The organism is Ruegeria sp. AB11 (assembly GCF_056536325.1).
Genome location: NZ_JBQFJO010000002.1, coordinates 106,491 through 118,680 on the forward strand (window position 1 = coordinate 106,491; position 12,190 = coordinate 118,680).

Consider the following 12,190-nt stretch of genomic DNA (forward strand, 5'->3'; position numbering starts at 1 on the left):
GGACTATCCTAGCCTTCCATCTGTTGCAGCATCTTTTTTGCACGCTTGCACTGCAACTGATCACGCAGGGGGCTATCGGGGTCGATATCCTTTTGACAAACCACACATTTGTCAGCACCGGAAATTGCATTCAAGCCACCGCAACTGCCTTTGATGGTCTTACCCATCAGCATTACGCCCAACGACATCCCGACCATGATGATCAGTAACAATACGAATGCCAGAATAAAGGTGCTCATAGCAGTGCCTACCGATCAGTTGGTTCCCAGCGCATCCTTGAAAGCGCTGCTTTGTACGGTGATATAGGCTTCTTCCCCGCTTGTCACATCGCGCGAGATAAAAAACACGGCAAGTTTATTCTTTTCCGCGATTTCCATTCCTTTTTCCTGACCAAGTGCCAGCATCGCTGTCGCCCAGGCATCTGCCATCATCGCATCATCCGCCAGAACCGTTACGGAAGTGGTGCGATGAGTGATCGGCCGTCCCGTGACCGGGTCGATAATGTGCGAGTAACGCACACCGTCTTGTTCAAAGAAGTTCTTATAATCACCCGAAGTTGCCATCCCCAGATTATCCAGCGGAACGATTAGCTGGATGGCCTGTGCGTCAGCTTCGGGCTTTTCGATACCGATCCGCCAGCTTTCGCCCTTGTCGTTCTCACCCATGGCCACCAGATCACCACCAATCTCGACCATATAGTTCTCGATACCAGCGTCGCGCAGTTGTGCAGCAACCGCATCGATACCATAGCCTTTGGCAATCGCAGACAAATTGATCCCCACGCCTGCGTCTGATTTCGCAAGGGTGCCGGCTGCGCTATCCAATGTCAGTAGGCGGGCCTGACCCACCTGAGCTAACGCTGTGGCAATTTCAGCATCGGCAGGAACCGGGTCTTCGGGCTTACGTGGGCCGAATCCCCACAACTCGATCAGCGGACCAAGGGTGACATCGAACGTACCGCCAGACTTCTCATGCACCTCGTTTGCGGCTTCGATCACGAACGCAAACTCATCTGAAACCGGCATTGGTTCTGTGCTGTCTGAGGACGAGAAGGTCGAAACCTCGGAATTCGGGTCCCAGTTTGACATCTTTGCGTTAACTTGTGCCAGTGTCTCCTGAACCGCCTGACCCAGTGCAGCTTCGTCCAGATCATCGCCGATAGCGGTAATGTTGAATGTGGTACCCATAGTCTCACCGGACAGGCGCACCACATCAGGTTCCTTGTCAAACAGGCAAGCCGAAACAAACAACAACGAAGCCAAGGCAATCAACGGGCGCATGGGGCGATCTCCTGCGAGTAGTCTTGCCCGGCATATGCCAGCGGCCCTGTTCAGAGTCAAACCGGCGTCAGATCTTGAGCGGCAAAAACGCAAGGGCAAGAAGCCCAATCGTGGCTGGCACACCAAAGATCCATGCGCGTTTTTGCCAGCCTGAGGGTTGTTGTTTCCACACCATGCGGAAATTGTGACCACAGACAACGACAACAAAGAAGATCAACGCAGCAACCGGCGGGGTCAGGTAAAGCTCGCTCAAGAACTTGGAACTCCTTGTAAAGTAGTCCGGTTACATCGGTTTTCGAATTTGCACCTATACAGCGCCTATCCCTGCGGTAAGGTAGAGAATAAGGACACTACCTGTGAAAGAGGAGACCGCCCATGGCCCCAAGCTCTTACCAGCCCCCGACCCGTGGCGACAAGGCCGCGAAGGCGACTCGCAGTCAGTCAGTTGAAACAAACCTGTCACACACACAGACAACGGTTTCAAAACTGCTGGAAGGCAAAGGGGATGCTGTTTTTTCTGTACGACCCAACGATACGATCCATTCAGTTGTAGATATCTTACGGGAAAAGCGCATTGGTGCAGTTGTGGTCACGGATCAGAATGGTTCGTTGCAAGGGATCCTATCTGAACGTGATATTGTTCGCCGAATGGCGGAAACACCCGGTCAGACATTGCCTCAATCTGTGGCCGACCTGATGACGACTGAGGTCAAAACCTGTAGCCCAGACGACTATCTGAACGATGTGCTGAAAACTATGACCGAGGGTCGCTTCCGGCACATGCCTGTTTTAAGTGACGGCAATTTGCGCGGCGTTATTACTATTGGGGACGTAGTCCATTTCCGATTGAAGGAACTGGAATATGAAGCGCTTAGAATGAAACAGATGATTGTCGGCTAACTCTTAAGCCGATTCCCACTCGATTCCGGTGTGACTCGCCGAGATAAATCGGACAGAACCGGGTGAGATTTCCGCGGCGGTCAGGCGGTCGGTGACGAATGCACCGGTGTCGATAGATATGACGTCATTCTCAATCATGGGCTCGTCGACGATCGTATGCCCGTGCACTACCCATTGCCCGTCTTTTCGACGTTTCTTACGAAATTGCGGGTGTCCCCAGAGGCAGGTGCTGTCTTGCTGTCCGTCGACCAGCTGCGACGGGTCAAGCGCAGCGTGAACAACGGTCACATTGCCACTTGTCCAGGTCAGCGGACGATCTAACAGCCAATCCACAAGGGATTGCCCCATCGCGCCCCGAAGCGCTTCAGCGACGGCATCTGGATCGGAGAGTTCAATATCTGTCAGGTCAAATGAGGCCAAGGTCTGGGCACCACCATTGTGCAGCCAAACACGCTCCCATTTTCTTGGAGCATCTAGAAACCCAAGCAACATGTCCTCATGATTGCCCTTAAGGCAGATCGCTTTCTTTTCCGAACGTGTGTCCAGGTGGTGTAACTGACGCAAAACCTGTGCGCTGTGCTCACCTCGATCAACATAGTCGCCAACAAACACTGTAGGACAAGCACCGTCCAATGCAGGCAAAAGCATCTGCAGGAGGTCCAGCCTGCCATGAAGGTCGCCGATGGCATAGAACTTCTCTGTCGGTGCCAGTGAGGATGTGCCTATTACTTGATCAGGTAGCGCTTGAGACGCAAAAAACCTTTTGATCCATCCGGTTAGCATATCGCCTGTTACCTTCTGAGACAAAAACGGCGCAGCATCAGTCGAAAAATAGGGCACCGGGGTGCCTTTTGACTGATCAACTCTGAGAAAAAAATCGGCTCCAAAGGATGGAACCGATCAATACTGTTTATCCGCCGAAATCGTCGAGCATGATGTCTTCGCGATCCACGCCCAGATCCAGCAGCATGTTGATGACCGACTGGTTCATGATTGGCGGGCCACACATGTAGTATTCGCAATCCTCAGGCGCCGGGTGGTTCTTGAGGTATTCTTCGAACAGAACGTTATGGATAAAGCCGGTGTAGCCTTTCCAATCATCCTCGGGTTGGGCATCCGACAGAGCGACATGCCATTCGAAATTGTCGAACTCTTTGGCCAGAGTGTCGAAATCCTCGACAAAGAACATTTCTTTCTTCGAGCGCGCGCCATACCAGAAACTGATCTTGCGGTTGCGGTTCTCAAGACGTTTGAGCTGGTCAAAAATATGACTGCGCATCGGGGCCATACCAGCACCACCACCGATGAAGACCATCTCTTTCTCGGTCTCGCGGGCGAAGAACTCACCAAACGGGCCCGAGATTGTGACTTTGTCGCCCGGTTTCAGGTTAAAGATATACGACGACATCTGACCCGGCGGGATACCTTCGGACCCCGGAGGGGGCGACGCCACGCGGACGTTCAGCATGATCATGCCTTTTTCATCCGGGTAGTTGGCCATGGAATAGGCGCGTTCGATCGGTTCGGCGACGACGGATTTGTACTGCCACAGATTGAAGCGATCCCAATCCTCGCGGTACTCCTCTTCGACGTCGAAATCCGTATAAGCCAGCTGGTGCGCAGGCGCTTCGATCTGGATGTAGCCACCGGCGCGGAAGTTCACATCCTCGCCTTCAGGCAGGTCCAGTGTCAGGGCCTTGATGAAGGTTGCTACGTTCTCGTTCGAACGAACGGTGCATTCCCATTTTTTGACGCCAAAGACCTCTTCAGGAACTTCGATATCCATGTCCTGCTTGACGGCAACCTGACAAGATAGGCGATCACCGCAAGCCGCCTCACGCTTGGTGATATGGCTTTCCTCGGTGGGCAGGATAGATCCTCCGCCCGAATGCACTTTGACACGACATTGCGCGCACGTCCCACCACCGCCGCAGGCCGATGGGACAAACAGCTTCTCCGCCGCAAGAGTTTGCAGCAGTTTGCCTCCTGCGGGAACCGAGATTGTTTTCTCGCCATTAATGGTGATGTTGACATCACCGGTCGACACCAGCTTGGAACGGGCCGCCATAATGATGGCCACAAGCGCCAGAACGATCAGGGTAAAAAGGATTACGCCAAGGCTAAAGGTTTCCATTGCGCCCTCCTTACAATTTCACGCCCGAGAAGGACATGAAGGCCATAGCCATCAGACCTGCAGTGATGAAGGTGATGCCCAGCCCCTGCAGGCCATCTGGAATGTCCGAATATTTCAGCTTTTCCCGAACACCTGCCATTGCGGTAATTGCCAGCGCCCAGCCAAAGCCCGAAGACAGGCCATAAGTCGCGGCCTCGGCAAAGTTATAGTCGCGTTCAACCATGAACAGCGAGCCGCCTAGGATGGCGCAGTTCACGGTAATCAGGGGCAAGAAGATACCCAACGCGTTGTAGAGTGGCGGGAAGTACTTATCGAGAACCATCTCAAGGATTTGCACCATCGCGGCAATCACGCCGATGTACGAGATCAGACCAAGGAAAGTCAGGTCCACATCCGGGAAACCCGCCCAGGCCAGCGCACCCGGTTTCAGCAGATAACTGAGCAACAGGTTATTGGTCGGCACAGTGATCGCTTGCACGACCATGACCGAGATACCCAAACCCAGTGCAGTCGAAATCTTCTTGGATACGGCGATGAAGGTACACATCCCCAAAAAGAAGCTGAGCGCGAGGTTTTCGACAAAGATGGCCTTTACGGCCAGAGAAATAAGCCCTTCCATCAGTGCGCCTCTACCTGCTGGATTTCATATTCACGTTCTTCGACCTGGTTCGGCTTCCAGGTGCGGAAAGCCCAGATCAGCAGGCCGATCACGAAGAAGGCCGAAGGCGGCAGCAACAGCAGACCATTCGGTACATACCAGCCGCCATTATTCACAGTTTGCAGGATCGTCACGCCGAACAGGCTGCCCGAGCCAAACAGTTCGCGGATGAAACCAACCAACATCAGGATCAGACCATAGCCGAGGCCGTTACCTACACCGTCGATGAACGAAGCAATCGGAGGGTTCTTCATGGCAAACGCTTCGGCCCGCCCCATAACGATACAGTTTGTGATGATCAGGCCAACAAAAACCGACAGGGTTTTCGATATCTGGAAAGCATAGGCCTTAAGGATCTGATCCACCAAGATCACCAGTGAAGCGATGATCACCATTTGCACGATGATCCGGATCGACCCCGGAATCTGGTTGCGCAACATGGAGATGAACATTGACGCAAACCCGGTCACGAAGGTCACTGCCAGCGCCATAACGAAAGCAACCTGTAGCGATGAGGTCACCGCAAGTGCGGAGCAGATGCCCAACACCTGCAGTGTGATCGGGTTGTTGTCGACGAGCGGATCGACCAACAGCTCTTTCTTGGTCTGGGACATCATAGATCTCCTGCTTGCAGTTTGGCCAGGAACGGGCCGTAGCCCGCATCGCCCATCCAGAATTTTACCAGGTTATCAACACCGACAGAGGTCAGCGTGGCACCAGCCAACGCATCGACATAAAAATCGGCACCAGCTGCGGGCTGAGATTTGGCGACTGTGATCTGCAGATCACCCGCATCGTCCCGCAGTTTTTTACCGTTCCACAGCGCTTTCCAGCGTGGGTTATCCACCTCGGCACCTAGACCCGGGGTTTCACCATGCTGATAGAACTGAAGGCCGTAGATATCGTTGCCGTTATTCTCCAAAGCAATAAAGCCATAGAGCGTCGACCAGAGGCCATAGCCATGCAGCGGAAGGATCACCTTATCCAGATCACCGGCATCATCGCGCAGAAGGTAGATGACGCGATACTTGGCCTTACGACCGATCCCGGCCGGGTCATCGTCCAATGCAACGCTTAGTTCCGGGTCACTGGCAGCAGCGATATCGTCAAACGCGGCAGGATCGAACTGGTCGTCCACAAAGTCACCTGTCGCAAGGTCCAGTACATGCGGTTCAAACGCGGCGAAGGCTTCGGTTACATTTATGCCGGGTTCGTAAACACCCGCGACTTGCAAAACATTGACCTGTTTGTCCTTCAGCTTGTTCGCTTCCTGCACAGGGCGCAGGCTGACCGCGGCTGCTGATACGACCATCGACGCAACTAGGCATACAGCCACAGCGACGAAAATCGTCTTGCCAACAGAATCCGGCGAGGCCGCAAGAAACTTGGCAATCGCGCCTTTTGGTTCTTGGGATTGCGGATCAGACATGGCGACGCGCCCTCCGTTTGATATTTGCCTGGACGACGAAATAGTCGATCAGCGGTGCAAAGACGTTTCCGAACAGGATCGCCAGCATCATGCCTTCGGGGAAAGCCGGGTTCACCACACGGATCAACACAACCATGATACCGATCAGCGCCCCGTAGATGTAACGCCCAACATTGGTGTGGCTGGCAGAGACGGGCTCGGTGACCATAAAGGCCAGCCCGAAGGCATACCCGCCAAGTACGATGTGCCAATACCAGGGCATGGCGAACATTGGATTGGTGTCCGACCCAATCACGTTCAGTAGCAGGGTAAAGCCGATGGTTCCGGCCAGACATCCTAAGATCAATCGGTAGTTCGCGATCTTGGTCAGAAGCAGGAAGCCCAAGCCGATCATACAGGCCAGTGTCGATGTCTCACCGAAACTTCCTTGGATGGTGCCGTAGAATGCGCTGGACCAAGTGATGCCTTCGGCGGCCAGAGCCTGAACCCCCTCGGCTGCGGAAACGGCCAAAGCCGTCGCACCCGAGAACCCGTCAACCGGTGTCCAAACCGAGTCGCCAGACATCTGAGCCGGATACGCGAAGTATAGGAACGCGCGGCCCACAAGCGCAGGGTTGAGGAAGTTCTTGCCGGTCCCGCCAAAAACCTCCTTGCCGATCACAACACCGAATATAATGCCCAGGGCCACCTGCCACAGCGGTGTCGTTGCCGGCATGATAAGCGTGTAAAGCATAGAAGTAACAAGAAAACCCTCGTTTACCTCATGGCCCCGCACTGTCGCAAAAATGACCTCGAAAATACCCCCTGCTACCAAAGTCACGATATAGATCGGCAGGAAGTAGAGCAGCCCATGCGCCACGTTGGCAAAGATGCTAGACGGGTCCAGCGAGATGCCAAACATCTGCAAAAGGGCGATCCGCCAGCCCGTTGCCGAATCAGGTCCAAGCGCGGCAATCGCCGAGTTCGCCTGATAACCGGTGTTCCACATCCCCCATAGAATGCAGGGGATCGTAGCGATCACGACATAAGTCATGATCCGTTTCATATCCACATAAGACCGCGCGTGAGGGGCAACGGAAGTTACGGTTTTCGGAGTGTAGATGAAGCTTTCGACCATCTCGTAGATGGGAAAATACTTCTCGTACTTGCCGCCTTTGGTAAAGTTCGGCTCGATCCGATCAAAGAAGCTGCGCAAACCCATTCGGCTCAGCCCTCCTTTTCAATCTTGCTAAGGCAGTCGCGCAGCGCCAACCCGTATTCATATTTCGCCGGGCAGGCAAAGCCCACAAGGCCCAGATCTTCTTCGTCCAGTTCCAACGCGCCCAGAGCTTGAGCAGTGTCGGTATCCATTACCAACAGAGCGCGCAATAGCTGTGTCGGCAGGTAATCCTGTGGCATCAGCTCTTCAAACGTGCCGGTCGGAACCATGGCGCGTCGTCCGCCATTCAAATTGCTGGTCAAGGCATAGAGTTTATTGGCAAAAGCAGACCCCAGGACCGGCTGAACGGCAAATTTCGACGGCATGGGGAGAATCCAACCCATAGTGATCTGGTCGGGATCTTCGCGGATGATGGTGATCTGACGTGCAAAACGACCGAGATACGCAGTCGGGCCTTCAGCATGGCGTCCAGACAGGATCGAACCCGATATGATCCGAGCGGCTCCATCGACATTGACCTCATCACGGATCAGATCGTCGGTTGAGGCGCCCATGACCGTACGGATCAAGCGTGGTTGCCGCGCACCCGGTCCGGCCAGTGCGATCACAACATTCGGATCAAGGTGACCGGATTGCATTAGGCGTCCGATGGCAATCACGTCTTGATAGCCAATTGTCCATACCTGCTTGTCAGCGGCTAAAGGCTCTAGAAAGTGAATATGTGTCCCGGCGAGCCCGGACGGATGCGGGCCCGAAAAAGCCGCTGCCTCAACTTCGGAAAGATCAGCACCTGGGATGGCTTCTCCATCTTTGTAGCAAAGATAGGTTTTTCCTTCAGTCAGATGTGAGATTGCGGTCAAACCTGCCGTAAATGCCTCTGATGCATCGGCGATTACCACGGCAGCATCTGCAGCCAGTGGATCGCTGTCCATCGCGGTGACAAAAATCGCTGCTGGTGTCGTCCCCGGTTCGGGCATCTTCGAATAGGGTCGCGTGCGGAAAGAAGTCCACAGCCCGGCCGCACACAGCTTGGCGGTGACACCAGCGCCTGAGACCGCATCACCAACGCCCGAGAAATCAACCCCGGTATCATTGACGTCGGATACTTCGATCACGACGCTTTGAAGAACGCGCCGCGCACCACGGTTAACGGCAACAACTTTCCCGCTCAGCGGTGCGACCATCATCGCCTCTGGCGCGTCCTTGTGACAAAACAGCGGTGTACCGCGCTGAACATCATCACCTTCCTGAACCAACATGCGGGGTTTTAGACCTAGATAATCCCCCCCCAGAACGCCAACACTGGAAAACTCAGGCCCCGGTTGGATGTTTTGCTCGGGCGCGCCTTCAATCGGCAAATCCAACCCTTTTTTTAGTTTGAAAGTTTGCATGTCGCTACGTTCTTCCAAGCCTCTGTCCTGCGCCTGCTGCTTGCCACCTTACAATGATGGCAACAAATATCACGATTTTTCCGATCAGTCCGGTCGCAAAAGCACCACAAACCGACCAGAATCCGCAAGCGTAATTCCGATCAAAGCTCCTTTACGCGGGGATGCACGCAAACGCAAACCTGTTACCGCTCAATTTCGAACCTGAAATTCACATTCTTATGATTCAGTTTCACATTGAGTGGATTTTTGCCCTCAATTTGTATGTCGCACCTAATGTTCATCCGGTGTAAGCAGCCTGAATGAAAGACGAAGATGATCTTGAGATATTTTTGGTCGCCACGCCCGGCCTCGAAGCGCCTCTGTATGCGGAAGCGATCGAGCGGGGATTTGGCGGTCCGCAAAAGCTCGCAGGTGGTGTTGTTTGCCGTGGGGGCTGGCGTGAAGTCTGGCGTGCGAATCTTGAGCTAAGGGGTGCCAACAAAGTTCTGGTGCGACTGGGCAGTTTTCCCGCAGTCCATTTGGCGCAATTGGACAAACGGGCACGCAAGTTCCCTTGGGCCAAGTTCCTGAGACCCGATATTCCGGTAAGGGTCGAGGCAACCTGCCGTAAATCACGCATCTATCATGACAGGGCGGCCCGCCAACGTATTGAACGCGCCATTTCTGAGACACTTGGCGCGCTGGTCTCATCTGATGCCACTGTTCGTGTGCTCCTTCGGATCGAAAAAGATATTTGCACTCTGTCGCTGGACAGCTCCGGTGAGCCATTACACAAACGCGGCCATAAACCCGCCATTGCCAAGGCTCCGATGCGGGAGACCATGGCAGCTATGTTCCTGCGCGAATGTGGTTATGACGGATCTGAGCCGGTCTTGGACCCGATGTGCGGCTCGGGCACGTTTGTAATTGAGGCAGCTGAGATAGCGCTTGGTCTGATGCCGGGAAGATCACGTAGATTCGCTTTCGAGAACTTTGCCAGCTTTGACCACGATGCTTGGCACGAGTTGCGCAAGCGGACTCAAACGCACGAAACCGAGTTGAAATTCTTTGGTTCCGATCGGAATGAAGGCGCAATTGAAGCGTCGCGTTCGAATGCAAAGCAGGCCAATGTGGATCAGATAACGCAGTTTCAGCACCGTTCGGTCAGTGACATCAAACCTCCCGCCGGGCCGAGGGGGCTGATCATCGTGAACCCCCCTTACGGGACCCGCATCGGTGACGAAAAGCGCTTGCGATCACTATATGGCAGCCTTGGCAAGGTACTCGCCAACCGTTTTCACGGCTGGCGTGTGGGCATCGTCACCACGACACTTGGACTTGCCCGCGCAACGCGCCTGCCTTTGCTCCCTCCCGGTCCGGTCGTCGATCATGGCGGAACCAAAATTCGGCTGTTTCGCACTGAACCACTGAAGTGAGATACGGTCCAAATCCCCACTTGGACTTGTTGCGACGGTCGCCATTCTGCCCCCGAGGTTTGCCCTATACCGATCTCAGAAATCCTCTTGCACATCCAAATCGCGAGGTATAGATCACGCGCCACGGTCGGAGTGTAGCTCAGCCTGGTAGAGCACTGTCTTCGGGAGGCAGGGGTCGGAGGTTCGAATCCTCTCACTCCGACCAATATTTTAAGGACATTCTGCAGTTTCAGCTTATGGTCAATTTGCTGGATTCTATGAGCCCTCACACGTTCAGCGATGAGCCGGTATGTATCCACTGCCCTTTTGGTGATTAGATGCCCCCCCGCCGCAAGATGCAAAGCGGCAAATCGAAGTGTCAGAGACCCTCCAGACAACCACTAGTTCCTGCGGCTGGATTTTCCGAAATCACCGATTTACAGACGGACTGTATATATATCACCCGCGATGCAGTGGATGTATTTGGTCCAACTGACTTCGCATTCAAAAAATTTTGGAGTGCCAAAAGGTGCTGCACCAGAGAACAGCCTGGGCGAGTGGATGGCGATCAGCGATGCGCTGTCTACAGCCGAGGTTGTGTCGGTGCGATGCATGGGATAAGCAATCCCGCCATCTGCAATTGCGGGACCTACAGCGTGATTGGCCAAAACAATGTTCAACCGCTGAGAAATCTATCCAAGAAAGGCCTTCATGATGCTTGACCTCACCCGCTTTCGTCGTGACTTGCACACACACCCAGAGATCGGCTTTGACCTTGTCAGAACACCCCGCCTGATAGGCGAGCAATTGGAACAAGCTGGTCTGGAGGTCACGCGTGGCATAGGTAAGTCCGGCCTTGTTGCGACGCTGCGCCGAGGTCCTGGGGAAACCGCGTTTGGATTTCGCGCCGACATGGACGCGCTGCCAATAGACGAGGCCAATACGTTTGCCCATCGTTCAGACACCCCAGGCAAGTTCCATGGATGTGGTCATGATGGGCACAGCACAATGCTATTGGGTGCGGCCCTAAAGCTTGCGGATGACCCGACGCTTAAGCGAACCATACATTTCATATTCCAGCCCGACGAAGAGAACGGAAATGGAGCCGCCGCGATGATTGCGGATGGACTTTTCGACAGATTTCCCATGTCCGCGATTTTTGGACTGCATAATATGCCTGGTATGCCGCTTGGTCATTTTGCAACGCAATCCGGAGCGTTTTGCGCGTTCGAGGACAATTTTGAGATTCAGATTGCTGGCCAAGGCGGTCATGCTTCGATGCCGGACAAAGGAATTGATCCTATCGTGACGGGCTCGGCGATTGTGCTGCAGCTACAATCAATCGTATCTCGGTCGTTACCGGCAAGCGAACATGCGGTCGTTTCTGTCACTGAATTCCTCACAGATGGAGCACGTAATATTCTGCCAAGCAACGTGGTGTTACGGGGGGATTGCCGTGGCTTTTCCAGCGAGGTGTCTGCCACTATCGAGACCAGAATGCGTGCTATTGTGGAGGGCGTGTGTGCCGCGCAAGGTGCCGCGGCAACGCTAAAATACTCAACATCTTTCAGGCCGCTCAAGAACAACCCTGAAGCCACTGCAACCATCGTCAGCGCTGCGCGCGAGGTAGGTTCGGTAGATGCGGAATTTGGTCAAGTAGGTTTCTCTGAAGATTTTGCCGAGTTTCTGACACACCGCCCCGGCGCGTTCATCCTGATGGGTAACGGACTGAACGGCCCGGCTGCGATGCCCCTGCACAACGCGTCTTATGACTTTAACGACGATGCACTGGATCAGGGTGTCGCGTTCTGGGTCAATCTCGCCCATCAGAGCACGTAATTTGAT

The 12,190-nt window shown here is 54.2% G+C and carries 13 protein-coding genes and 1 tRNA gene; 4 read left to right on the forward strand and 10 right to left on the reverse strand.

Annotation, left to right across the window (positions count from 1 at the left end; translation table 11 throughout):
* Nucleotides 1-8: 8 nt before the first annotated feature.
* From nqrM to ACR3EJ_RS20035, 3 genes are all read right to left on the reverse strand, one after another.
* Nucleotides 9-239, reverse strand: coding sequence for a (Na+)-NQR maturation NqrM (nqrM, locus tag ACR3EJ_RS20025; protein ID WP_010441352.1), 231 nt, complete (start codon nt 237-239; stop codon nt 9-11).
* A gap of 15 nt (nt 240-254) precedes the next feature.
* Nucleotides 255-1,280: an FAD:protein FMN transferase gene (locus ACR3EJ_RS20030; RefSeq protein ID WP_170474848.1), complete on the reverse strand. Its 1,026-nt coding sequence runs from the start codon at nt 1,278-1,280 to the stop codon at nt 255-257.
* A gap of 67 nt (nt 1,281-1,347) precedes the next feature.
* Nucleotides 1,348-1,533: a hypothetical protein gene (locus tag ACR3EJ_RS20035; RefSeq protein ID WP_170545946.1), complete on the reverse strand. Its 186-nt coding sequence runs from the start codon at nt 1,531-1,533 to the stop codon at nt 1,348-1,350.
* Nucleotides 1,534-1,655: 122 nt separating this feature from the next.
* Between ACR3EJ_RS20035 and ACR3EJ_RS20040 the strand changes: the two genes are divergently transcribed.
* The gene (locus ACR3EJ_RS20040; protein WP_010441346.1) at nt 1,656-2,180 is read left to right on the forward strand and encodes a CBS domain-containing protein; all 525 of its coding nucleotides are present in this window, start codon (nt 1,656-1,658) and stop codon (nt 2,178-2,180) included.
* Nucleotides 2,181-2,183: 3 nt separating this feature from the next.
* Here ACR3EJ_RS20040 and ACR3EJ_RS20045 read toward each other — a convergent pair whose 3' ends face one another.
* The 7 genes from ACR3EJ_RS20045 to ACR3EJ_RS20075 all read right to left on the reverse strand — a co-directional run bounded on the left by ACR3EJ_RS20045 (nt 2,184) and on the right by ACR3EJ_RS20075 (nt 8,951).
* Nucleotides 2,184-3,020: a metallophosphoesterase gene (locus tag ACR3EJ_RS20045; RefSeq protein ID WP_170545949.1), complete on the reverse strand. Its 837-nt coding sequence runs from the start codon at nt 3,018-3,020 to the stop codon at nt 2,184-2,186.
* A 70-nt stretch (nt 3,021-3,090) separates the two neighbouring features.
* A complete protein-coding gene (nqrF, locus tag ACR3EJ_RS20050) occupies nt 3,091-4,314 on the reverse strand; it encodes an NADH:ubiquinone reductase (Na(+)-transporting) subunit F (protein ID WP_010441342.1) in 1,224 nt (407 codons plus the stop codon).
* A gap of 10 nt (nt 4,315-4,324) precedes the next feature.
* Nucleotides 4,325-4,933: an NADH:ubiquinone reductase (Na(+)-transporting) subunit E gene (gene nqrE / locus ACR3EJ_RS20055; RefSeq protein WP_010441340.1), complete on the reverse strand. Its 609-nt coding sequence runs from the start codon at nt 4,931-4,933 to the stop codon at nt 4,325-4,327.
* Nucleotides 4,933-5,586, reverse strand: a complete 654-nt coding sequence (locus ACR3EJ_RS20060) for an NADH:ubiquinone reductase (Na(+)-transporting) subunit D (RefSeq protein WP_170545951.1) — start codon at nt 5,584-5,586, stop codon at nt 4,933-4,935. Before ACR3EJ_RS20060 ends, nqrE begins: the two co-directional genes overlap by 1 nt.
* On the reverse strand, nt 5,586-6,401 hold the full coding sequence (locus ACR3EJ_RS20065; RefSeq protein WP_170545954.1) for a Na(+)-translocating NADH-quinone reductase subunit C: 816 nt from the start codon (nt 6,399-6,401) through the stop codon (nt 5,586-5,588). Before ACR3EJ_RS20065 ends, ACR3EJ_RS20060 begins: the two co-directional genes overlap by 1 nt.
* Nucleotides 6,394-7,602, reverse strand: a complete 1,209-nt coding sequence (locus tag ACR3EJ_RS20070; RefSeq protein WP_170545957.1) for an NADH:ubiquinone reductase (Na(+)-transporting) subunit B — start codon at nt 7,600-7,602, stop codon at nt 6,394-6,396. The genes ACR3EJ_RS20065 and ACR3EJ_RS20070 overlap by 8 nt, the downstream gene beginning before the upstream one ends.
* Nucleotides 7,603-7,607: 5 nt before the next feature.
* Nucleotides 7,608-8,951, reverse strand: a complete 1,344-nt coding sequence (locus tag ACR3EJ_RS20075; RefSeq protein WP_170546201.1) for a Na(+)-translocating NADH-quinone reductase subunit A — start codon at nt 8,949-8,951, stop codon at nt 7,608-7,610.
* A 299-nt stretch (nt 8,952-9,250) separates the two neighbouring features.
* On the opposite strand from ACR3EJ_RS20075, the gene ACR3EJ_RS20080 reads away from it, so the two are divergent.
* The 3 genes from ACR3EJ_RS20080 (at nt 9,251) to ACR3EJ_RS20090 (ending at nt 12,184) form a co-directional block, all read left to right on the forward strand.
* Nucleotides 9,251-10,366 (forward strand): THUMP domain-containing protein, encoded by a 1,116-nt coding sequence (locus ACR3EJ_RS20080; RefSeq protein WP_170545960.1) that lies wholly within the window; start codon nt 9,251-9,253, stop codon nt 10,364-10,366.
* Nucleotides 10,367-10,494: 128 nt separating this feature from the next.
* A tRNA-Pro gene (locus ACR3EJ_RS20085) sits at nt 10,495-10,571 on the forward strand.
* Nucleotides 10,572-11,056: 485 nt separating this feature from the next.
* Nucleotides 11,057-12,184: an amidohydrolase gene (locus ACR3EJ_RS20090; protein WP_170545962.1), complete on the forward strand. Its 1,128-nt coding sequence runs from the start codon at nt 11,057-11,059 to the stop codon at nt 12,182-12,184.
* The last annotated feature ends 6 nt before the right edge of the window (nt 12,185-12,190 follow it).

Excerpts from the sequence above, each read along its gene's own strand:
- nqrM (WP_010441352.1), bottom strand. The coding sequence starts at position 239 with ATGAGCACCTTTATTCTGGCATTCGTATTGTTACTGATCATCATGGTC.
- ACR3EJ_RS20030 (WP_170474848.1), bottom strand. The coding sequence starts at position 1,280 with ATGCGCCCGTTGATTGCCTTGGCTTCGTTGTTGTTTGTTTCGGCTTGC.
- ACR3EJ_RS20040 (WP_010441346.1), top strand. The coding sequence starts at position 1,656 with ATGGCCCCAAGCTCTTACCAGCCCCCGACCCGTGGCGACAAGGCCGCG.
- nqrF (WP_010441342.1), bottom strand. The coding sequence starts at position 4,314 with ATGGAAACCTTTAGCCTTGGCGTAATCCTTTTTACCCTGATCGTTCTG.
- nqrE (WP_010441340.1), bottom strand. The coding sequence starts at position 4,933 with ATGGAAGGGCTTATTTCTCTGGCCGTAAAGGCCATCTTTGTCGAAAAC.
- ACR3EJ_RS20060 (WP_170545951.1), bottom strand. The coding sequence starts at position 5,586 with ATGTCCCAGACCAAGAAAGAGCTGTTGGTCGATCCGCTCGTCGACAAC.
- ACR3EJ_RS20065 (WP_170545954.1), bottom strand. The coding sequence starts at position 6,401 with ATGTCTGATCCGCAATCCCAAGAACCAAAAGGCGCGATTGCCAAGTTT.
- ACR3EJ_RS20070 (WP_170545957.1), bottom strand. The coding sequence starts at position 7,602 with ATGGGTTTGCGCAGCTTCTTTGATCGGATCGAGCCGAACTTTACCAAA.
- ACR3EJ_RS20075 (WP_170546201.1), bottom strand. The coding sequence starts at position 8,951 with ATGCAAACTTTCAAACTAAAAAAAGGGTTGGATTTGCCGATTGAAGGC.
- ACR3EJ_RS20080 (WP_170545960.1), top strand. The coding sequence starts at position 9,251 with ATGAAAGACGAAGATGATCTTGAGATATTTTTGGTCGCCACGCCCGGC.
- ACR3EJ_RS20090 (WP_170545962.1), top strand. The coding sequence starts at position 11,057 with ATGATGCTTGACCTCACCCGCTTTCGTCGTGACTTGCACACACACCCA.